Annotated in this window: 19 protein-coding genes; 3 read left to right on the forward strand and 16 right to left on the reverse strand. The window is 66.7% G+C overall.

Annotated features, from left to right (window positions below; translation table 11 throughout):
- Position 1: 1 nt before the first annotated feature.
- The gene (locus ACK3BB_RS13695; protein WP_428925203.1) at positions 2 to 874 is read left to right on the forward strand and encodes an acyl-CoA thioesterase; all 873 of its coding nucleotides are present in this window, start codon (positions 2 to 4) and stop codon (positions 872 to 874) included.
- Between the two features lie 6 nt (positions 875 to 880).
- On the opposite strand, the gene ACK3BB_RS13700 is transcribed toward ACK3BB_RS13695, so the two are convergent.
- From ACK3BB_RS13700 to ACK3BB_RS13720, 5 genes are all read right to left on the reverse strand, one after another.
- Entirely contained in the window at positions 881 to 1,900 is a 1,020-nt protein-coding gene (locus ACK3BB_RS13700; protein ID WP_428925204.1) for an LLM class flavin-dependent oxidoreductase, read from the reverse strand.
- 567 nt (positions 1,901 to 2,467) lie between these two features.
- The gene (locus ACK3BB_RS13705; RefSeq protein ID WP_428925205.1) at positions 2,468 to 3,238 is read right to left on the reverse strand and encodes an SDR family oxidoreductase; all 771 of its coding nucleotides are present in this window, start codon (positions 3,236 to 3,238) and stop codon (positions 2,468 to 2,470) included.
- 4 nt (positions 3,239 to 3,242) lie between these two features.
- Positions 3,243 to 4,016, reverse strand: coding sequence for an SDR family NAD(P)-dependent oxidoreductase (locus ACK3BB_RS13710; protein ID WP_428925206.1), 774 nt, complete (start codon positions 4,014 to 4,016; stop codon positions 3,243 to 3,245).
- A complete protein-coding gene (locus ACK3BB_RS13715) occupies positions 4,000 to 5,724 on the reverse strand; it encodes a class I adenylate-forming enzyme family protein (RefSeq protein WP_428925207.1) in 1,725 nt (574 codons plus the stop codon). The genes ACK3BB_RS13710 and ACK3BB_RS13715 overlap by 17 nt, the downstream gene beginning before the upstream one ends.
- A gap of 318 nt (positions 5,725 to 6,042) precedes the next feature.
- Complete coding sequence (locus ACK3BB_RS13720; protein ID WP_428925208.1) at positions 6,043 to 7,275, reverse strand: acyl-CoA dehydrogenase; 1,233 nt, start codon at positions 7,273 to 7,275, stop codon at positions 6,043 to 6,045.
- Positions 7,276 to 7,371: 96 nt separating this feature from the next.
- Between ACK3BB_RS13720 and ACK3BB_RS13725 the strand changes: the two genes are divergently transcribed.
- The gene (locus ACK3BB_RS13725) at positions 7,372 to 8,280 is read left to right on the forward strand and encodes a LysR substrate-binding domain-containing protein (protein ID WP_428925209.1); all 909 of its coding nucleotides are present in this window, start codon (positions 7,372 to 7,374) and stop codon (positions 8,278 to 8,280) included.
- A gap of 415 nt (positions 8,281 to 8,695) precedes the next feature.
- Here ACK3BB_RS13725 and phoB read toward each other — a convergent pair whose 3' ends face one another.
- From phoB to ACK3BB_RS13780, 11 genes are all read right to left on the reverse strand, one after another.
- Complete coding sequence (gene phoB / locus ACK3BB_RS13730; protein ID WP_428925210.1) at positions 8,696 to 9,385, reverse strand: phosphate regulon transcriptional regulator PhoB; 690 nt, start codon at positions 9,383 to 9,385, stop codon at positions 8,696 to 8,698.
- Positions 9,386 to 9,398: 13 nt separating this feature from the next.
- On the reverse strand, positions 9,399 to 10,100 hold the full coding sequence (gene phoU / locus ACK3BB_RS13735) for a phosphate signaling complex protein PhoU (RefSeq protein WP_428925211.1): 702 nt from the start codon (positions 10,098 to 10,100) through the stop codon (positions 9,399 to 9,401).
- Positions 10,101 to 10,137: 37 nt separating this feature from the next.
- Complete coding sequence (gene pstB, locus ACK3BB_RS13740; RefSeq protein WP_428925212.1) at positions 10,138 to 10,935, reverse strand: phosphate ABC transporter ATP-binding protein PstB; 798 nt, start codon at positions 10,933 to 10,935, stop codon at positions 10,138 to 10,140.
- A gap of 26 nt (positions 10,936 to 10,961) precedes the next feature.
- Positions 10,962 to 12,332 carry a phosphate ABC transporter permease PstA gene (gene pstA, locus ACK3BB_RS13745; RefSeq protein WP_428925213.1) on the reverse strand — a complete coding sequence of 457 codons (1,371 nt, stop codon included), beginning with the start codon at positions 12,330 to 12,332 and terminating at the stop codon, positions 10,962 to 10,964.
- On the reverse strand, positions 12,332 to 13,804 hold the full coding sequence (gene pstC, locus ACK3BB_RS13750) for a phosphate ABC transporter permease subunit PstC (RefSeq protein WP_428925214.1): 1,473 nt from the start codon (positions 13,802 to 13,804) through the stop codon (positions 12,332 to 12,334). Before pstC ends, pstA begins: the two co-directional genes overlap by 1 nt.
- Before the next feature lie 80 nt (positions 13,805 to 13,884).
- A complete protein-coding gene (locus ACK3BB_RS13755; RefSeq protein ID WP_428925215.1) occupies positions 13,885 to 14,925 on the reverse strand; it encodes a substrate-binding domain-containing protein in 1,041 nt (346 codons plus the stop codon).
- Between the two features lie 382 nt (positions 14,926 to 15,307).
- Positions 15,308 to 16,357 carry a sensor histidine kinase gene (locus ACK3BB_RS13760; protein ID WP_428925216.1) on the reverse strand — a complete coding sequence of 350 codons (1,050 nt, stop codon included), beginning with the start codon at positions 16,355 to 16,357 and terminating at the stop codon, positions 15,308 to 15,310.
- Positions 16,358 to 16,411: 54 nt separating this feature from the next.
- Positions 16,412 to 17,602: a trans-sulfuration enzyme family protein gene (locus ACK3BB_RS13765; RefSeq protein ID WP_428925217.1), complete on the reverse strand. Its 1,191-nt coding sequence runs from the start codon at positions 17,600 to 17,602 to the stop codon at positions 16,412 to 16,414.
- On the reverse strand, positions 17,599 to 18,129 hold the full coding sequence (locus ACK3BB_RS13770; protein WP_428925218.1) for a gamma carbonic anhydrase family protein: 531 nt from the start codon (positions 18,127 to 18,129) through the stop codon (positions 17,599 to 17,601). Before ACK3BB_RS13770 ends, ACK3BB_RS13765 begins: the two co-directional genes overlap by 4 nt.
- Positions 18,126 to 18,782 (reverse strand): guanylate kinase, encoded by a 657-nt coding sequence (gene gmk, locus ACK3BB_RS13775; protein ID WP_428925219.1) that lies wholly within the window; start codon positions 18,780 to 18,782, stop codon positions 18,126 to 18,128. The genes ACK3BB_RS13770 and gmk overlap by 4 nt, the downstream gene beginning before the upstream one ends.
- Positions 18,783 to 18,784: 2 nt before the next feature.
- Entirely contained in the window at positions 18,785 to 19,678 is an 894-nt protein-coding gene (locus tag ACK3BB_RS13780; protein ID WP_428925220.1) for a YicC/YloC family endoribonuclease, read from the reverse strand.
- Positions 19,679 to 20,075: 397 nt separating this feature from the next.
- On the opposite strand from ACK3BB_RS13780, the gene ACK3BB_RS13785 reads away from it, so the two are divergent.
- A complete protein-coding gene (locus tag ACK3BB_RS13785) occupies positions 20,076 to 21,005 on the forward strand; it encodes a PAS domain-containing protein (protein WP_428925221.1) in 930 nt (309 codons plus the stop codon).
- The last annotated feature ends 113 nt before the right edge of the window (positions 21,006 to 21,118 follow it).

Genomic DNA, 21,118 nt, shown 5'->3' on the forward strand with positions numbered 1-21,118 from the left:
AATGGTGGATGCGGCAAACCGGGCGCTTCTGGAACTTCTCGACATCGAACAGCTTGAGGTCGACCTCTTCCGGGGCACCGGCGGCGGTGGCGAAACGCTCAAGCGGATCTTTGGCGGGCAGGTCATCGCCCAGGCCCTGATGGCCGCCTATCGCACCGTGCCGGACCGGCTGTGCCATTCGCTGCATGCCTATTTCATCCGCCCCGGAGACCCCGAGATCCCGGTGATCTACCAGGTCGACCGCGCCCGCGACGGCGGCAGCTTTACCACCCGGCGGGTCGTGGCCATCCAGCATGGCCGCCAGATCCTGAACATGTCGGCCTCCTTCCACGTCGAAGAAGACGGCTGGGACCACCAGCACGACATGCCCCGGGTGCCCGGGCCCGACGGCCTGGTGTCGTTGCAGCAGCGCCGCGAGGAAGCCGCCGGGAAGATCCCCGAGAAATACCGCGACGAATTCCTGCGCCTGCGCCCGATCGAGATCCGCGAGGTCGAGCCGCTGGATTTCTTCGCCCCCGACGTCGCGTCGGACAGCAACCAGGTCTGGTTCCGCGTGCCCGGGGCCGCCGGCACCTCGCCGGTGATGCAGCATTGCATGCTGGCCTATGCGTCCGACATGTACCTGCTGGGCTCGTCGCTGCGCCCGCACGGGCTGACCTGGCTGCAGCCCCGGGTGATGACCGCCAGCCTGGACCATGCCATGTGGTTCCACGCGCCGATCGCCTTCGAGAACTGGCATCTCTACGTGATGGACAGCCCGCGGTCGGGCGGTGGCCGCGGGTTCAACCGCGGCTCGATCTATACCGCCGATGGCCAATTGGTGGCCAGCACCGCGCAGGAAGGGCTGGTCCGCCCCGTCGCCCCGCGCGGCTGAGGGCCGTCAGCGCCAGCCGAGCGCCGGCGCCACATGGGTCAGGATCGTGTCCAGCACATGGGCGTTGTAATCGACGCCCAGCATGTTGGGCACGGTCAGCAGCAGCGTGTCGGCCTCGGCAATCGCCTCGTCGCCCTTCAGCTGTTCGATCAGCTTGTCGGGCTCGTCGGCATAGCCCCGGCCGAACACCGCGCGCTGATCGTCGATCACGCCCACCTGGTCGTTTTCCTTGCCGCCCCGGCCGAAATAGGCCCGGTCCATGTCGTTGGTCAGGGCAAAGATCGACCGGCTGACCGACACCCGCGGCTCATGGTCATGGCCGGCCTCGGCCCAGGCCTTGCGATACAGCCGGATCTGCTCGGCCTGCTGGACGTGGAAGGGCTCGCCCGTCTCGTCCCATTTCAGGGTCGAGCTTTGCAGGTGCATGCCCATCTCGGCCGCCCATTGCGCCGTCGCGTTCGACGCCGCGCCCCACCAGATCCGCTCGCGCAGCCCTTCGGAATGAGGCTCCAGCCGCAAGAGGCCCGGCGGGTTGGGGAACATCGGCCGCGGATGCGGCTGGGCAAAGCCCTCGCCCCTGAGCAGGTCGAGGAAGACCATCGCATGGCGCCGGGCCATGTCCGACCCGTCTTCGCCCTCGGCCGGCACGTAGCCAAAGTGCTTCCACCCGTCGACCACCTGTTCCGGCGATCCGCGCGAGATGCCCAGCTGCAGCCGGCCGCCGGCGATGAGGTCGGCCGACCCGGCATCCTCGGCCATGTAGAACGGGTTTTCATAGCGCATGTCGATCACGCCGGTGCCGATCTCGATGGATGAGGTCCGCGCGCCGACGGCCGCCAGAAGCGGAAAGGGCGAGGCCAGCTGGCGGGCGAAATGGTGGACCCGGTAATAGGCCCCGTCGACGCCCAGCTCTTCGGCCGCCACGGCCAGTTCGATGGATTGCTGCAACACGTCAGCCGCCGTCCGCACCTGGGAATCGCGGGTGGGCGACCAATGGCCGAAGGAAAGAAAGCCGATGCGTTTCATCTTGAGAACCTGTTGTTGTCTGGTGACTTGACCGTCACATAGGAACCCCGGCGCCCTCCCGGCAAGCCCCCGCTCGGTTCACCGGGGCGCAGGCCCTGTGCATCCGGCCCCAGGGACCGCTCCGCGTGTCGCCGGCCTGTGCATCCACCCCCGCAAATGGCCCATCCGTCCGGCCTGTTCATCCGGCACCATCGGTCTCTGCGCAACAGCTGTCCATGGGAGCCGTGTCATCGGCCGGTTCGCCAGGGCCTGCGATCCGCCGGGATCTACGCCCATTGATCCGCCCTTGCTTCCGCCTGTGCACTCGGCGCGTATGTTCGGAGACATCGGGCCTGCGCACATGGCCTTGCGACCAGCCCATTCATCCGGCCAGCACAACCGGCCCTGCCATCCGCCGAGCGCCCGGCCCGTGACCCCGGCGCAGGCACCCACCCAACCGCCCGCACCGTTCCGCGGGGCAGGGCGCTCCTGCTGCTTCTTTCTCTTTCCAAGTATTCCCGGGGGAGTCCTCCAACGGAGGACGGGGGCAGCGCCCCCCGGCGCCACGCCTGCCACCCCTTGCCGCGCTCAGAGCCTGTCGCCGTAGATCCGGTTCAGCTTGCGCATCCCGCCGATCCAGCGGTCGTAATTCTCGGCCTTGCGCCGCATGTAGCCCAGCACCTCGGGATGCGGCAGCACCAGGAAGACCTCGTCCCGGATCGCCGCCACGCAGGCCTCGGCCACCGGCCCGGGTTCCAGCATGCCATCCTGTGCCGCCACGCCATCCTCATGGCCCTCGGTCATCGCCGTGCGCACGGCCTGCGGGCACAGCACGCTGACCTTGATGCCGTCATCGCCATGGGTCAGCGCCAGCCATTCCGCCAGCCCGACCGCCGCGTGCTTGGTCACCCCGTAGGGCGCCGAGCCCACCTGGTTGAGCAGCCCCGCCGCCGAGGCCGTGTTCAGCAGGTACCCGCCGCCGCGCTCGATCATCCGGGGCACCAGGTGCCGCGCGGCCCAGAGATGGGCCATCACGTTGACCTCCCAGATCCGCTGCCAATCGCCGTCGGGCACCTCGGCGCCGCCGGGCACCAGGATGCCCGCGTTCGAACAGAACAGGTCGATCGGCCCGATCGCACCTTCGACCTTGTCGATCATCCCCGAAATCTCGACCTCGCGGGCCACGTTGACCTCGAAGGCCGTGCCATCGACCATCCGCGCGGTCTCTTCGGCCCCGGTCCCGTCCAGGTCGGCACAGACGATATGGCCCGCGCCTTCCTGCGCGAAACGCAGCGCCAGCGCCCGCCCGATACCGCCGGCCGCGCCGGTGATCACGATGATCTTGTCTTTCAATTCCATAGTCTTACGCCCACATGTTCGACCCGCCGCACACCGTCAGCGCCTGGCCCGTCATGTAGCGCCCGGCATCCGATGCCAGGTACACCACGATCCCGGCCAGGTCTTCCGGCTCGCCCAGGCGCCGCAGCGGGATTTCGCCCTGGATCCGGTTCTCAACCTCCGGGTTGTCCCAGAGTTCCCGCGCGAATTCCGTCCGGATCAGCCCCGGGCAGATCGCGTTCACCCGGATGCCCCGAGGCCCGAATTCCATGGCAAGGTTGCGCACCAGGCCGATCAGCGCAAGCTTGGACATCCCGTAGGTGCCCAGCATCTCGGAGGGTTTGAACGCGCCGATCGACGAGGTGAAGATCATCGACCCGCCGCCACGCCCGGCCATGTCCGGTGCCACCAGCTGGGCCAGCCACAGGTTCGACTGCACATTGGCCGACATCGTCTTGTCATAGGCCGCATCCGGAATTTCCGAGGTCTTGCCGTAATATGGGTTCACCCCGGCATTGCCGACCAGGATGTCGACCGGCCCGGCCAGCGCATGGCATTGCGCCACCAGCGCCTCAAGCTGATCGCGGTATCCCACGTTGGCCGCCACGGCAAAGACCTGCGCGCCGGGCACCTCCGCCTCGATCTGCTCGCGCGCGGCCTCCAGCTGGTCGGCTTTGCGGGCCGAGATCACCACACGCGCCCCGTGATCGGCCAGGGACGTGGCCATGGCCAGCCCCATGCCCCGCGATGCCCCGGTCAGCAGGGCGACCTTGCCGGTCAGGTCAAACGATGCGCGCATTGCCGCGTCCTCCTTGGCTGTCGATGAGCCCGGCCGCCAGCCGGTCGGTGCAATCCTGCCGGATCCCCCGGCGATCGAGCTTGTCGGTCGCGCCGCGGGGCAGGGGATCGCCCTGCATCCACAGGTGTTCTGGGATCTTGAAATGGGCGATATGCCCGGCCAGGAAGTCCCGCAGCGCCTCCGCCGTGGCCGTGGCCTCGGGGCGCAGCTGGACCAGCGCGCCGACGGTCTCGCCCAGCCGTTCATGCGGCAGCGGAAAGACACAGGCTTCGGCCACGTCGGGATGCTGGTGCAGGGCGCTTTCCACGTCGAGGCAGGCAATGTTCTCGCCGCCGCGGATGATGATGTTCTTGGCCCGGTCGACGATGGTGATGAACCCCTCGGCATCGATCCGGCCCAGATCGCCCGTGCGCAGCCAGCCGTCTTGCAGAACCTCGGCGGTGGCGTCGGGTTTATTTAGGTATTCCCGCATGTTGCAGGGGCTTCTTACAGTGATTTCGCCGATCTCTCCGGGCGCCACGTCACGGCCTTGGGGGCACAGGAAGCGCACGTCCTGGACCGGCGGAAACAGCCGTCCGCAGGCTCCGGGTCGGTCGACGTAATCCGGCCCGGCCATGCCGATGCCCACGGCGTTGGTTTCGGTCATGCCCCAGCCCGTGGCAATCAGCGCCTCGGGAAAGGTCTGCGCCAATTGCCCAACCTGTGCCGACGGCCTCTTGGCTCCGCCGGCGCCGATATATCCAAGCGTTTCAAGGGGATCTTGCCGGGCGCGTGCCTTGTCCATCAGGTCGGCCGACTGGGTCGGCACGCCCATGAACCGGGTGACCTTTTCGTGGCGGATCAGCCGCACGGCCTCGTCGGCATCCCATTTGTGCATCAGCACGATCCGCGCGCCGGCGGGCAGCGAAAACAGGAAAACCGGATGGGTGGCCGTGACATGAAAGAGCGGCGTGGCGACCAGGATCACCGATTGCGCCGTGTCATCTAGACCGGGATTGCGGATCTTGTGGATCGCCGATTGCAGCAGCCACGTATAGACCGCGTTGATCGCGCCGCGATGGGTCAGCACGACGCCCTTGGGATGGCCCGTCGTGCCCGAGGAATACATGATCGCAAAATCGTCGTCGGTGTCGATGGCCACGTCGGGCCAGCCGGCGCCAAGCCCGGTGGCGCGCAGATCCTCGTAGGTCTCCGGCGCGATCCCGGCGCCATCGCGCAGCCCGATCAGCTGCAGCCCCAGCTTGTCCTTCAGCGCCAGCAGCCGCGTCATCCGTGGCCCGTCGGCCAGGATCAGCGCCGGCCGGCTGTCGCGCATTGCATAATCCAGCTCGTCTTCGGTCCACCAGGCATTGACGAAGACGACGACACCGCCAATCGCGGAGATGGCCAGGAAAAGGACCAGCATTTCCGGGTAGTTGCGCATGGCAATGGCCACGCGGTCGCCGGGCGCGATGCCACGTTTCCGCAGCGCCTCGGCCAGGGCGCAGATCTCGGCGCAGAACGCGTCATAGGTCCAGCGTTCGTCGCCGTAGCTGAGGTAATCGTCAGCGCCGTTGCCATGTACCTCGCGCACGCGGATCAGCAGGTCGCGCAGATGGGCCGGCGTGTTGGCAAAGACCCGGTAATCCGATCCACGGATGCGGGCGGTGGTCGTGGCAAAGACGGGGTTGGTGGCAATCAGATGGGCGGCGGCCTCATCATGGCTCATGCTGGTCATCGGGCGCGCGCCCGTGACATCAGGCTGCGATGACGCATCCCGGTTCCTCCCTTGGTATCTCTCCGGTCGCTTGGGCGACTCTGGTTGATGATGGTGAGGTTAGAGAGGAATGCCCGACCTGCCAATACCGCAGATCGAAATGCCATTTCGCAGATGCAGCGCGTCGGGCGGCATTCGGCCGATTTTCGGGTGAAACCGGGGGAAATGCCGGGTCGCGGCGGACCCGATATTTACATAATATCGATTATGAGGGAAATGCGTGGGCGACAAGGCGGCCCCGAAGGACCGCCCCGTCAAGGATGTCAGAGATCAGAAAAACGCCTGAAGCCCGGTCTGCGCGCGGCCCAGGATCAGCGCGTGCACGTCATGGGTGCCTTCGTAGGTGTTCACGGTTTCAAGGTTCATCGTGTGGCGGATGACCTGGAATTCCAGGCTGATGCCATTGCCTCCGTGCATGTCACGCGACAGCCGCGCGATATCCAGCGCCTTGCCGCAATTGTTGCGCTTGACGATCGAGATCATCTCGGGCGCGGCCTTGGCCTCGTCCATCAGCCGGCCCACGCGCAGCGCGCCCTGCAGGCCCAGGGCGATCTCGGTCTGCATGTCGGCCAGTTTCTTCTGGAAAAGCTGGGTCTGGGCCAGTGGCTTGTTGAACTGCTTGCGGTCCAGCCCGTATTGCCGCGCGGCGGTCCAGCAGAATTCAGCCGCACCCATCGCACCCCAGGCAATGCCGTAGCGCGCGCGGTTGAGACAGCCGAACGGGCCTTTCAGCCCCTGCACATGCGGCAGCAGCGCGTCTTCGCCGACTTCGACACCATCCATCACGACCTCGCCGGTGACCGAGGCGCGCAGCGACATCTTGTTGGCGATCTTGGGCGCGGACAGGCCTTTCATGCCCTTTTCCAGGACAAAGCCGCGGATCTTGCCGCCATGGGCTTCGGACTTGGCCCAGATGACAAAGACATCGGCCACGGGCGCGTTCGAGATCCACATCTTCGAGCCGGTCAGCCGATAGCCACCGTCGATCTTCTCGGCGCGGGTCTTCATGCCGGCGGGGTCCGATCCGGCGTCGGGTTCGGTCAGGCCGAAACAGCCGATCCATTCGCCGCTGGCCAGTTTCGGCAGGTATTTCCGGCGCTGTTCCTCGGAGCCGTAGGCATAGATCGGATAGATCACCAGGCTGGATTGCACCGACATCATCGAGCGATAGCCGGAATCCACGCGCTCGACCTCGCGGGCGACCAGGCCATAGGACACATAACCCGCGCCCAGCCCGCCGTATTCCTCGGGCAAGGTCACGCCCAGCAGGCCCATTTCGCCCATCTCGGCAAAGATCGCGGGCTCGACGGTTTCGTTTTCATAGGCCTCGGTGACCCGCGTCTGCAGCTTTTCCTGGGCATAGGCCCGGGCGGAGGCGGCGATCATGCGTTCGTCTTCGGTGAGCTGGTCATCGAGGCGGAACGGGTCCGACCAGTCGAAGGAGCCCAGGTCGGGGGCGTCCTTGGCCCGCAGCGAAGGTTTCGGCGTGCTTGGCGCGTTCATCGGTGTTCTCCTGGTTTCGGTCTGCCCCCGCTCTAGCGCAGCCGGGCGGTGACAAACAGCGAGACTTTGTCATGCGCTTATGACATTAGCTCATAGATGGCCCATGCACGCAAACTTCTGCCGTCGATGTCAGCGCTGCGGATGATCGAAGCCCTGGACCGGCTGGGCAGCGCCTCGGCCGCGGCCGACGACCTGGCGCTGACCCAGGGTGCGGTCAGCCGCCAGTTGCAGGCGCTGGAGGCGCAGCTGGGCCAGGAACTGGCCCGGCGCGAAGGTCGCCGGCTGGAGCTGACGCCCCAGGCGCGGGCCTATGCGGCCGAAGTGCGCGCGGCGCTGTCGCGGGTGGCCGAGGCGACGATGCGGCTGCAGGTGGCGCCGCCGGGCGGGACGCTGACGCTGGCCATCCTGCCGGCCTTCGGAATGCGCTGGCTGATGCCCCGCCTGCCCGATTTCGCGCGGTTGCACCCCGATATCACGATCAACATGACGACCCGGCTGGAGAGCTTTTCCTTTGCCGGCGAGTCCATCCATGCGGCGATCCGCTATGGCCGCCAGGGTGATTGGCCGGGCACCCGGGCGCTGTTGTTGAAACATGAGCACCTGCTGCCGGTGGCGGCGCCGGACCTGCTCGGCGGGCAGGCCCCCTCGCCCGCTCTGGCGGCGCGGCTGCCGCTGCTGCACATCCGCACCCGGCCCGAGGCCTGGCCCGACTGGTTCGCGGCGGCCGGGCTGGCGCGGATGTCGGACGGCGGAGGGACGATCCATGACCAGTTCTCAACCATCGCCCAGGCGGCGCGCCACGGGCTGGGCGCGGCGCTGATGCCGGATTACCTGGTGGAACAGGAGCTGGCGACCGGCCAGCTGGTGGCGCTGGGGCCCCGGATCGAGGCCGAGGGGGGCTATTACCTGGTCTGGCCGGAGAGCCAGGCGCGCAATCCCGACCTGGTGCAGTTTCGCGATTGGCTGGCCGAGAAGGCCGAGCCGGAAGATCCGCTGCCCCGGTAGATATTCACTTGGTGTGTGTGCGCCTGTGGCATGAGCCATTGGGGGTGCAGGTGTGGTGCCCTTGATCGGCGTCGCGCGGGTGGTGCGGGCAAGGCAGGGTATTTGGGCCAAGAAGAAGCAGGGGGACGGCGCGATGCCCCGGTTGGTGCGTGGGCGGTGGAGGTCTTTGGGCGCAGGGTGTGGAGGGGCAGCCCTTGCGGTAGCAGGGGCTGCGGAGGGGGCGCGCGGGAACGGCGCCGGTGTGGGGTGGCGCCCTGCCCCGGTCGGTAGCGGACGGCTGGTGGGTGTGGGCGCAGGGATGGAGGGGCGGCTCAGGGCGCCATATGGGGCTTGCGCGAGTGGTGCCGGTGTGGGTGGCGCCCTGCCCCGGCTGCCTGGTGCGCGGCCGGGGTGCGTGGGCGCAGGGGCTGGAGGGTCAGCCCAGGGCGTAGCCGGCGCCGCGCACGGTGCGCACGGGGTCGGCGCCGCCGTGCATCGTCAGGGCCTTGCGCAGGCGGCCGATATGGACATCGACAGTGCGCGTGTCGACATAGATGTCGCGGCCCCAGACCCGGTCGAGCAACTGCTCGCGCGACCAGACCCGGCCGGGCTTTTCCATGAAGGTCGACAGCAGGCGGAACTCGGTCGGCCCGAGCTTGAGCGGCTGTTCGGCGCGGCTGACCTTGTGGGTCTCGGCATCGAGGACGATATCGTCGAATTCCAGCCGCAGGCCGACCGTTGACGGCCGAACCCGGCGCAGCTGCGAGCGCACGCGGGCCATCAGTTCGATCACCGAATAGGGTTTGACCACGTAATCGTCGGCCCCGGTTTCCAGCCCGCGCACCTTGTCGACCTCTTCGGACCGGGCCGAGAGCATGATGATCGGGATGGTCCGGGTTTCGGGTCGGGTCTTGAGCTGGCGGCAGACCTCGATGCCCGAGGTATTGGGCATCATCCAGTCCAGCACGATGATGTCGGGGGTGTCTTCGTCGACATGCAGCAGGGCCTCGTCGCCGTTGCCGGCCCGGACCACGCGAAAGCCTTCGGCTTCGAGATTGTAGGCCAGCACTTCACGCTGGGCCAGCTCGTCTTCGACCACAAGCACCGTGGGTTGATCCGCGGACATGGGCGTCTTTCTCCTAGTTTATTTCCGAGGTCACATCGGCCTTGGGCCGGGCCTCGTCAGGCCGATCGCCGGTCACCAGGTAGATGACCCATTCCGCGATCGACGTCGCATGGTCGCCCATCCGCTCCACGTTCTTGGCAATGAAATGCATGTGCATGAAGGGGGTGATGTTGCGCGGATCTTCCATCATGAAGGTCAGGAATTCGCGGAACAGGGCATTGTAAATCTGATCCACCTCGCGGTCGCGGTCGATCACGTCCCGGGCCAGGTCCTCGTCGCGCTGGATATAGGCATCCAGGGCGTCGTTGAGCATGCGCTCGACCTCGCGGGCCATGCGGCGCAGCGAGGAGGTTCCGGCAGGCATCGGCGGCATGCCGGCCAGCACATGGGTGCGCTTGGCCATGTTCTTGGCATAATCGCCGATCCGTTCCAGGCTGCCCGCGATTTTCATCACGGTCAGGATCAGCCGAAGGTCGATGGCGGTGGGGGCGCGCAGGGCAATCAGGCGCGCCACCTCCTGGTTGATCAGCTCGTCGAGCTCGTCGATGGTGTAATCTTGGGCGACGATCTTGTCGGCCAGCACCGTGTCGTGCTCTTCCAGGGCCTTGGCAGAGGTTCGGATGGCTTCTTCCACAAGCCCGCCCATGCGCATGATCTGCGCCTGGATGGCTTCGAGTTCGCGGTCGTATGCCGTGGTGATATGCTGTTTCTGCATGATCCTGAACCAATCTGCTGTCGGCGCGGGGCGCGTGTTACCCGATGCGGCCGGTAATGTAACTTTCCGTGCGGGGATCTTCGGGATTGGTGAAGATCTGGCCGGTCTCGCCGAACTCGACCAGATTTCCGAGGTGGAAGAAAGCGGTTTTCTGGCTGACCCGCGCGGCCTGCTGCATCGAGTGGGTCACGATGACCACCGAGTAGTTTTCGCGAAGCTCGTCAATGAGTTCCTCGACCTGGGCCGTCGCGATCGGATCGAGCGCCGAACAGGGCTCGTCCATCAGCAGGACCTCGGGTTCGGTGGCCACGGCACGGGCGATGCACAGGCGCTGCTGCTGGCCGCCCGACAGGCCGGTGCCCGGCGCGTGCAGGCGATCCTTGACCTCGTCCCAGATGGCGCCGCGGCGCAGCGACTTTTCGACGATGTCGTCCAGCTCGGCCTTGTTGCGGGCCAGGCCGTGGATGCGCGGGCCATAGGCGATGTTGTCGTAGATCGACTTGGGGAACGGGTTGGGTTTCTGGAACACCATGCCGACCTTGGCGCGCAGCTGCACCGGATCGACCTTGGGGTCATAGATGTTCTCGCCGTCGAGGTTGATGTCGCCCTTCACGCGGCAGATGTCGATCGTGTCGTTCATCCGGTTGAGGCAGCGCAGGAAGGTCGACTTGCCACAGCCCGACGGGCCGATGAAGGCGGTGACCATCTTGTCCTGGATCTCGACATCGACATCCTTGATGGCATGGGTCTCGCCGTAGAAGACCTGGACGTTGCGGGCCGAGATCTTCACTTCCCGGGCGTCCACGTCAACGCTGCTGTTGGGTGTATCGTACATGGCTTGCGGTCCTTCAGAAGAGCGGGTCACCAGCGGCGCTCGAAACGGCGGCGGAGGAGGATTGCGATGATGTTCATGGTCATGAGGAACAGGAGCAGGATGATGATACCGCCCCAGGCGCGTTCGTAATAGGCCGGGTCGGCACGTTTCGACCATTCGTAGATCTGCGCCGGCATCGACGAGTTGGGCGACAGGAAGCCGGCGGCGATGCCGTCGGGCACGTTGGTGGCGATATAGCCGACCATGCCGATCAGCAGCAGCGGCGCGGTTTCGCCGAGGGCCTGGGCCAGGCCGATGATCGTGCCGGTCAGGATGCCCGGGGCGGCCAGGGGCAGGACATGGTGGAACACGGCCTGCATCTTGGACGCGCCGACACCCAGCGCGGCATCGCGGATCGACGGCGGCACGGCCTTGAGCGAGGCCCGCGTCGAGATGATGATCGTCGGCAGGGTCATCAGGGTCAGCACCAGCCCGCCGACCAGCGGCGCCGATTGCGGCAGGTGGGCGAACTGGATGAACACCGCAAGGCCCAGGATACCGAAGACGATCGACGGCACGGCGGCCAGGTTCGAGATATTGACCTCGATGAGATCGGTGAACCGGTTCTTGGCCGCGAATTCCTCGAGGTAGATCGAGGCGGCGACACCGATGGGCAGCGACAGGAAGAGCACGACCAGCATCATGAAGAACGAGCCGATCATCGACACGCCGATCCCGGCCTGTTCGGGCCGGCTTTCCGAGGCATCGGCGCCGGTGATGAAGGCCCAGTTGAACGTGCGCTGGATGTCGCCCTTTTCGACCATGGCATCGACCAGGTCGAGATGGGCGGCGTCGATGTTCTTGTCACGGGCGATGCTCTCGCGGGTGACCCGGCCTTTCATGTAGCCGTCGACCCGGCTGCTGGCCAGGATCTTGAAATCGACGGTCTGGCCGATCTCGTCGGGGTTGGACAGGACGTAGTCGCGCAGCTGGGCCGGGGCCGAGGCCGAGACCAGGGCGCGCATGTCCTTGGCGTTCTCGTATTCGGTCGCGATGCCCTGCTCCTGCACGGCGGTCAGGACGGCGGTGTCGATCAGCGGCGCATAGCCGAATGTCGAGACCTTGCGCAGGTCGTCGGGGTCGCGGTTGCCGTTCTTGTCCAGCTTGGCGGCATCCAGGTAGACCGGGACCTCGATGAAGGTCTGGGTGAAGGCCGGGATGCCGGACCGGACGATGGACACCAGCAGGATGACCAGGAAGAAGATGCCCACGCCGATCGCGGCGATGCCGTAGGCCTGGAACCGCTTTTCGGCGGCGTTGCGCTTCTTGGTCCGGGCGTCCTCGACATAGAGAGAGCCTGCGTGCTTGCCCTTCTTGGCGCCGGGATTCATCGGCGTGGGTGCGGATGCGTCGGTCATTAGTCGTACTGCTCCCGGTATTTCTGCACGATGTGCAGGGCGAGAAAATTCATGCCCAGGGTGATGACAAAGAGCGACATGCCAAGCGCAAAGGCCACCAGGGCCTCGGGCGAGGAGAAATCGCTGTCGCCGGTCAGCTGGCTGACGATCTTGGCGGTCACGGTTGTCATGGCTTCGAAGGGGTTCAGGCTGAGCCGTGCGGCGGCCCCTGCCCCCATGACCACGATCATGGTCTCACCGATGGCGCGCGAGGCGGCCAGCAGCACGGCGCCCACGATGCCCGGCAGGGCGGCGGGCAGGATGACCTGCTTGACGGTTTCGGACTTGGTCGCGCCCAGCCCCAGCGAGCCGTCACGCATGGCCTGGGGCACGGCGTTGATGATGTCGTCCGACAGCGAGCTGACGAAGGGGATCAGCATGATGCCCATCACCAGGCCGGCGGTCATGACCGACGAGGCGCCGCCCATCCAGCCCAGCCCGTCGCGGCCGAAGACGGCCATCAGCATGGGCCCGATGGTCAGCAGGGCAAAGAGCCCGTAGACGATGGTCGGGATGCCGGCCAGCACTTCGAGCGCGGGCTTGGCGATGGCCCGCACCTTGGGCGAGGCATATTCCGACAGGTAGACCGCGGCGAACAGCCCGATCGGCACGGCCACGGCCAGCGCGATGAACGAGATGTAGAGCGTGCCCCAGAGCAGCGGCAGGATGCCCAGCTCCGACAGGCCGCCCCGCCCCGAAAAGCTCGGGCTCCAGGTCAGGCCGAAGAAGAACTCGGTGAAGGGATAGATGCGGAAGAATTCGATCGTGTTGAAGATCAGCGACAGGATGATGCCGATGGTCGTCAGGATGGCCACCGAGGCCGCGGTGATCAGCAGGGCCTTGATGACCTTTTCGACCACGTTGCGGGCGCGGAAATCCTTGTCGGTGCGCAGGTAGCCATAGGCCAGCCCGGCCAGGGCCAGGACGATGGCCACGACGACAAGCACGACATGCAGCGTGTCGGACGAGGCGCGATAGGCCTGGGCGGCGTTCAGGATGCTGGCGGTCACGTCGCCGGTCAGCACCTGGCCGGCATCGCGCAGGCTTTGGGTGATGGCCGCCGGGTCAGCGGCGGTGTCACGGGCCAGGTCGTCGGGAATGGCGCCGATGGCCACGGCATTTTCAAGCCCCTCGGCCACGCGCCGCACTTCGGCCATGACCAGTCCGCGGTTCGATCCCTCGGCCACGTCGGCCTCGGAAATCATGCCCGAGACATGGCTTTCGATATAGATCGGCGTGGCGACCAGGGCCACGATGATGAAGGCCAGCGCCGGCACCAGGACCGACAGCAGGACGTTGGAGCCGTAATAGACAGGCAGCGAATGCAGGTCGCGGCTTTCACCCCCGGCCGACGCCAAGGCGCGCTGGCGGCCCAGGACAAAGCCCACGATGGCCAGGACCAGGATGATTGCTATGAGCAGGGACAGGGACATGATCCACCGCCTTTGAATACGTCATAAAGGGGAAAAGGGCGGCACCCGGCAGGCGCCGCCCCCGACACGAAGTCAGGCGATCAGGAGCCCGAACCCATGGTCACCAGGTTGGCAACGCCTTCCTGGGTCTCGGCCAGCTCGGGGTCCGACACCAGGCCGTAGTTGGCCAGCGGGCCATCGGGGCCGGCGATTTCGTCAGCCACGAAGAATTCGGCGAATTCCTGCAGGCCGGGGATCACGCCGACATGGGCCTTCTTGATGTAGAAGTACAGCGGACGCGACACTGGGTATTCGCCGGTTGCGATCGACTCGGTGGTCGGCTCGACGCCCGACATGGTGGCCACTTTCAGCTTGTCGGTGTTGTTCTCGTAGAACGCCAGGCCGAACACGCCGATGCCGTTGGGGTTGCTGTCGATGCGGGCCAGGGTCTCGGTGTAGTCACCGTCGATGTCGACCGACTTGCCGTCGGTGCGCACGGCCAGGCAGGCGTCTTCGGCATCGTCTTCCGACATGCCGCCGGCAACCATGGCTTCCAGCGCGCCGGTGGCTTCGCAGCCAGCCGCGATCACCTTCTCTTCGAACACTTCACGGGTGCCGTGCTTGGTGCCCGGGATGAAGGCCAGGATCTCGGCGTCGGGCAGATCGGCGTTGAATTCCGACCAGTTGGTGTAGGGGTTGTCGACCAGCTCGCCGTCGACGACCACTTTCGGGGCCAGCGCGTTGAAGATGTCGGCCGGTTCAAAGGCGGTGAACTCGGGGCCGTTCAGCTGGCTGGCGAAGACGATGCCGTCATAGCCGATGCGCACTTCGACGATGTCGGTCACGCCGGCGTCGGCACAGGCCGCGATTTCCTTGTCGCGGATCTTGCGCGAGGCATTGGCGATGTCGATGGTGTTTTCGCCCACGCCTTCGCAGAAGCGCTTCAGGCCGGCCGACGAGCCGCCCGATTCCACGACCGGGGTCGGGAAGTCGAAGTTTTCACCAAAGGCTTCGGCAACGATCGAAGCATAGGGCAGCACGGTCGAGGAACCAGCGACCTGAACGTTGTCGCGCGCGGCGGCAGCGGTGGCCGAGACAGCGGCGATGGCCAGCGTGGAGGCCGTCAGTTTCACAAAAGACATGTGAGTCTCCTAGTGGGTAGATTATGGCCCCCCCCATGAGGGCCTCGCGCCCCGTCTATGGGCCGCGCGTGTGGCTTTTGTGACGGCTGTGTAACAGTCACATGACACTGGGCGGTCTTTTCAGGAATTTCGACAAATTATGCTTAACGCCGGTATCGGCGGGCCCCGGCCCATTCGGCATGGGGCGCGGCAACGTTATTGTTTTATTTACTTTTTCGTGGAGTCCCAGCGCGGCCAAGCCTTCCGTCACGGCAAGTACCTGACAAGCAGACAACTTTTGCCGCCGTGCCGTCCGTCGCGCCGCCCGGGACGAATCGCGGAGGAAAACGTGGGGTTTCATGACAGGCCCGGGCGCAGGGCCGGGGAATCGCCCCCTGCCCGCTCAGCGCGGCAGAATCACCGTGAAGACCGTGCCCTTGCCCAGCTCGCTTTCCACCCGCAGCCGGCCACGGTGGCGGTTGATGATGTGCTTGACGATGGCCAGCCCCAGCCCGGTGCCGCCCAGCTCGCGCGAGCGGTGGCTGTCGGCCCGGTAGAACCGTTCGGTCAGGCGCGGCAGGTGCACCGGGTCGATGCCCGGGCCCTTGTCGATGACCTGCACCCGCGCGGCGGGCGCGCGCACCGCCGGATCGCGTTCGGATGTGCTCAGGACCAGGTGCACGCTGCCGCCCGAGGCCGCATAGGTGATGGCATTGACGATCAGGTTGGTGAAGACCTGCTGCAGCTGGTCGGCATCGCCCGTCACCATGACCGGTTCGCCGGGCGCTTCGAGGGTCAGGCTCATGGCGGCCTCTTCGGCCAGCGGCCGGACCGAGCGCAGCGTGCTGTCGAGGATGCCCGACAGGTCGATCTCTTCGCGCGGGCGGATGCGTTCCTCGTCCTCGACCCGGCTGAGCGACAGCAGGTCGCCGACCAGCCGGTTCATCCGCGCCGCCTCGCCTTCCATGATGCCCAGGAACCGGTCGCGCACCTCGGCATCGTCGCGGGCCGGGCCGCGCAGGGTTTCGATGAAGCCCATGATCGCGGTCAGCGGCGTGCGCAGCTCGTGGCTGACATTGGCCACGAAATCGCGCCGCATCCGTTCCGCCTGTTCCAGGTGTGTCACGTCCTGGAAGGTGATCAGCAACGCCCCGGCATTCACCGCCCCGATCCCGTTCACGTAATGGATCGAGACCTGGTACATCGCGTCCTGCACCCCGTCGTTGGCCAGGTGCCGGGCCTCGCGCGGGCGGCGGTCGCGCAGGCTGTCCTCGACCACCTGCAGGACCTGCGGCTGGCGCAGGATCGTCGCGAAATGGCGGCCGATGATCTGCTGGCCCAGCAGCGTCAGCGCGCCCGGATTGGCCGCGATGATCCGTTCCGACTGGTCCACGATCAGCCCCGGCAGGGGCACCGCCCCAAGGACATCGCCAATGAGGTCGGTTGCGTTCATGGCCGGTCTTCCTTCGTCAGAATTCATCCGAACAGACATGGCCCATCATTGTAACTAATTTGCGGTGGCCGCGGCGATGCAATCGGAAAACACCTGCAGCAACGCCGCCGGGTCTTCCAGCCCGACCGACACGCGGAAGAAGCCTTCGGTCATGCCCAGCTCGGCCCGCCGTTCGGCGGTCAGCGCCCGGTGCGACGACGAGGCCGGATGCGACAGCGTCGTGCCGGCGTCGCCCAGCGTGGGGGCGAAGCTGAGCCGGCCCTGGGCCGCGCGGGCAAAGGCATTGGCCTCGGCCCGGCCACCGTCCAGCTCGAAGCTGACCATGTTGCAGCCGTGTCCGTTCAGCAGGGCCATGGCCTTGGCATGGTCGGGGTGATCGTCCCGGGTGGGATACAGAACCCGGGTCACCCCGGCCTGCCCGGCCAGGTGATCGGCCAGGGCGGCGGCGGTGGCCTCGGCCCGGTCGAAACGCAGGTCGAAGGACAGCAGGCCGCGTTCGGCCAGCCAGCAATCGAACGGGCTGGGCGTCAGCCCGGCAGTCACCGAGAACACCCGCATCCGTTCGGTCAGCGCGGCGTCGCGGGCCACGACATAGCCCAGCATGGAATCGGAATGGCCGGCCATCAGCTTGGTCACCGAATGCAGCACGATATCGGCGCCGTGATCGAATGGCCGGAAGCTGCGTGGGGTGGTAAAGGTGTTGTCGACCACCAGAAGCAGGCCCCGCGCCTTGCACAGCGCCGCCAGCCCGTCGATATCGGCCAGTCGCAGCGTCGGGTTCGACAGGACTTCGACCAGGATCATCCTGGTTTCCGGCCGGATCGCCGCTTCGACGCTGGCCACGTCGCCGGGATCGGCCAGCGTGGTGGCAATGCCCAGGCGCGGCAGGTCTTCGGCCATCAGGCGCAGCGACCGGCCGTAAAGCTGGTTGCCCCCGATGACGTGATCGCCCGACGACAGAAGGCCCATCAGCACGGCAGACACCGCGCCCATGCCCGAGCCGGTCACCACCCCGCCCTCGGCGCCTTCCATGGCGTCGATCCGGCCGGCGACAACCTCGGCATTGGGATGGCCTTCGCGGGAATAGGTAAAGCCCTGGGCCCGGCCTTCGTACTGGTCATCCAGCGCATCGGGCGTTTCCGAGGCATAGACCACCGAGGGCGACAGCGGGGTCACCACCGGCCAGCTGCTGCTTTCGGGCAATCCGTCGGGCCGCATCAGCGACCCCTTTCCATTCCGTCTCATGTGCGTCCCACCACCGTCAGTCCCTTGCGATAGCGCCGCATGTTCTGCTGGTAGCCCATCGCCGTTTTCGTCATCCGCGCGATGGCCTGGCCATCGAGCTGGCGCACCACCTTGCCCGGTGCACCCATCACCAGGGATCCCGGCGGGATCTCCTTGCCTTCGGTGATCAGCGCCCCGGCGCCGATCAGGCAATTGTCGCCGATCACCGCGTGGTTGAGGATGATCGCCCCCATGCCGATCAGGCTGTTGTTGCCGATCGTGCAGCCATGCAGCATGACCTTGTGGCCGATCGTGCAGTCGCGCCCGATGGTCAGCGGCGCGCCCGGATCGACATGGCAGACCACGTCTTCCTGGATGTTGCTGCCCTCGCCCACGATGATCGGCTCGTTGTCGGCCCGCAGCGTCGCCCCGAACCAGACCGAGGCCGCCTCTTCCAGGACGACCTGGCCGATCAGGTTGGCGTCCGGGGCGACCCAGGTGTCGTCGTGCAGATGCGGATGCATGCCGTCCAGCGCGTAGATCGTCATGACAATTCCTCGAATTCCTGTTGCAGGGCGCGGACATGGTCGGTCAGGTCCGGGCGCTGGATGCGACGCAGGCGGATTGCCTGGATGATCGTCTTGAGCCGCGCCTCGGTCGCGCCGAGGTCGTCGTTGACCAGCACGAAATCATAACCGTCCCAATGGCTGATCTCGTCCCAGCTCTTGAGCATGCGGCGCTTGATCACCTCGGGCTTGTCCTGGCCGCGCTCTTCCAGCCGCCGGCGCAGTTCTGCGATGGACGGGGGCAGAAGGAAGATCGACAGCGTGTGCTGGCCCAGGGCCGAATTGCGGATCTGCTGGGCGCCCTGCCAGTCGATGTCGAACAGCACGTCCTTGCCGCTGTCGATGGCCTCCTGGACCGGCTGCCGCGGCGAGCCGTAGAAATTGCCGAAGACATGGGCATGTTCCAGCATCTCGCCCCGGGCGACCTGGGCCTTGAAGTCGTTCTCGGCCAGGAAATGGTAATCCTGCCCGTCGACCTCGCCGCGCCGCGGCTGGCGCGTTGTGGCCGAGACCGAGAAGACGATCGAATTGTCCCAGTTGCGCAGCCGCCGGGCCAGCGTCGATTTGCCGGCACCCGAGGGCGACGACAGGATCACGAGAAGCCCGCGGCGGGCCTTGGTGTCTGCGCTCTTCATGGTCATTCCACGTTCTGTACCTGTTCCCGGATCTGGTCGATCACGGCTTTCAGCTCCAGCCCCACCGCCGTCAGCTCGCCCGACTGGGACTTGGCGCACAGCGTGTTGGCCTCGCGATTGAATTCCTGCATCAGGAAATCCAGCTTGCGCCCCACGGCGCCTTGCGGGTCGTCCAGCAGGCCCCGGCCGGTCGCCACATGGGCGCGCAGCCGGTCGATCTCTTCGGTCACGTCGGCCTTGACCGTCAGCAGCGCCAGTTCCTGGGCCAGCCGGTCGCCATCGACGCCCTCGGCCGTGTCCAGCAGCCTTGCCACGTTGGCCCGCAGGGCCTCGGCCATGGCCGGCTTGCGCGCCTCGGCCAGCGCGGCGGCCTGCGCCGCCAGGTCCTCGACCCGGCCCAGCTGGTCCAGCAGCACCTTCTGCAGCGCCGTGCCCTCGGTCTTGCGCATCGACAGGAAGTCGGCAAGCAGGTCGGGGAATTCGCCTTTCAGCTGCGCCAGCAGCGGCGCGGTGTCATCCTCGGCCGCCGCCGCATCCCACACCCCGCGCAGGCCCAGCACATCGGCCGCCCGCGACGGTTCCAGAACCAGCCCGCGCGCCTCGGCCCGCCGTTCGGTTTCGGCCAGCGCGTCCAGCACCACGTCCAGCGCCGCGCTGTTCAGCTGCAGCCCGCCGCCGTCATCGCTGCGCTGGATGCGCAGCGACAGGGTGATGTTGCCGCGCTTGACGGCCTTGCCCAGCTCGGCCCGCAGGGCGGTTTCCAGCCCGTCCAGCCAATCGGGCACGCGCAGGCGCAGGTCCAGCCCCTTGGCATTGACGCTGCGCAGCTCCCAGGCCCAGGAATGGGGCCCAAGCGCACCACGCGCCGCGGCAAAACCGGTCATCGACATGATCATGGGGCCGTCTTCCTTCCGTCCGAATTGCGCGCAGGTAATGCAAAGCCTCGCTCAAGGGCAAGCCCGCAGACCGTTCGTCGCGCCACAGGGTCCATCTGTCCGCCGCCTCGTCTCGCCTTTGGCCGGCCGACATCCCCGTTTCCGGTGGGTGCCGCCCGGCCCCGGCCCGGCGGCCCCGCGCAGGCCCGGAAAGGGACGCGGTATCAGGGACATGCGGTGTTTTTGGTTAACGAAAACTCCTCCAGTCTTGCAGAGGTGGATTAACCAGCCGTAAAGAAACCTCTGAAGATTTTCTTCAACTCATGGCACGTTAAGCCTTGGGTAAGCATTTCGTCGTTAGGCTCTTTGGGGGAGCTTTCCCGGCGGATGCGCGTGTGGTGGAAATCGAGGTATCAACGTGTTCAGACGCAGATCCGTCCCATCGGGCAACGGAAAGGTCATTCAATTGGAGCGGTTCCTGGACGGGGTCAGCCTGTCACCCATTCGGCAGATCGAAGCGTATTGGACTGCGCTTCGCGAGGATGGCGGGATTCCGATGCGGTCGCAGATCGATCCGCGCGGGATGAGCTCCACGCTGGAATATACCTTCATCCTGGAACGCATCGCGCCGGGCATGGCCCGGTTCCGCATTGCCGGCCAGCACCTGTGCGGCCTGGCCGGGATGGAAGTGCGCGGCATGCCGCTGACGGCCTTCTTCACGCCGGTCGCCCGGCCCGAGGTGTCGGCGACGCTGGAAACCGTGTTCGACCGGCCCGCCGTGGCCGAGCTGGACCTACGCGGCGAGGTGGCCCGCACCGGCGCGCCGTCGACCTCGGCGCGCATGCTGATGATGCCGCTGCGCAGCGATTTCGGCCGGGTCGACCGGATCCTTGGCGCGATGATGTCGACCGAACGCGGCCGCCCGGCCCGCACCCCGGTCCGATTCGAGATCTCTTCTGCCCGGCTGCGCAACATCGACGGCGCGCCCGGCGGGATCGAACGGGCCGATGCCCCGCCCGAGAGCGGTGCGCCCAACACGGCATTTCCGCCGGGCTTTGGCGAGCCGTCGGTCGAATTCGGCGAGGCTCCGCGTCCGCGACCCGTCGATGCCGAGACCCCCGTGCCGGCCCGCCCGCGCGGCCCGGCCTGGGAAGACCCGGCGCTGAGCACCCCGGCCCCGGCCGACCGGTTCGGCCATCGCGACCGGCCCGCCGATATGCCGGCGACCGAGAGTGCCACGGTCGACGACACCCGGGCCCACGCGCCGCGCGAACCAGAGCCCCGGCCGGCCCAGCCCCGCGCCGCACGCGGCGTGCCCTACCTGCGGCTGGTCAAGACCGACGATTAAGGCCGCACCCGGCCCCGCCATACCCCCGAAACAACAACGGGCCGTCCCATGGGACGGCCCGTTTTTCGTGTTGGCTATCAATGGCCTGGATCCATAGCCCGGTGTTCCTGAGC

This window comes from Marinibacterium sp. SX1, from assembly GCF_050389775.1.
Taxonomy (GTDB): Bacteria; Pseudomonadota; Alphaproteobacteria; order Rhodobacterales; family Rhodobacteraceae; genus Marinibacterium.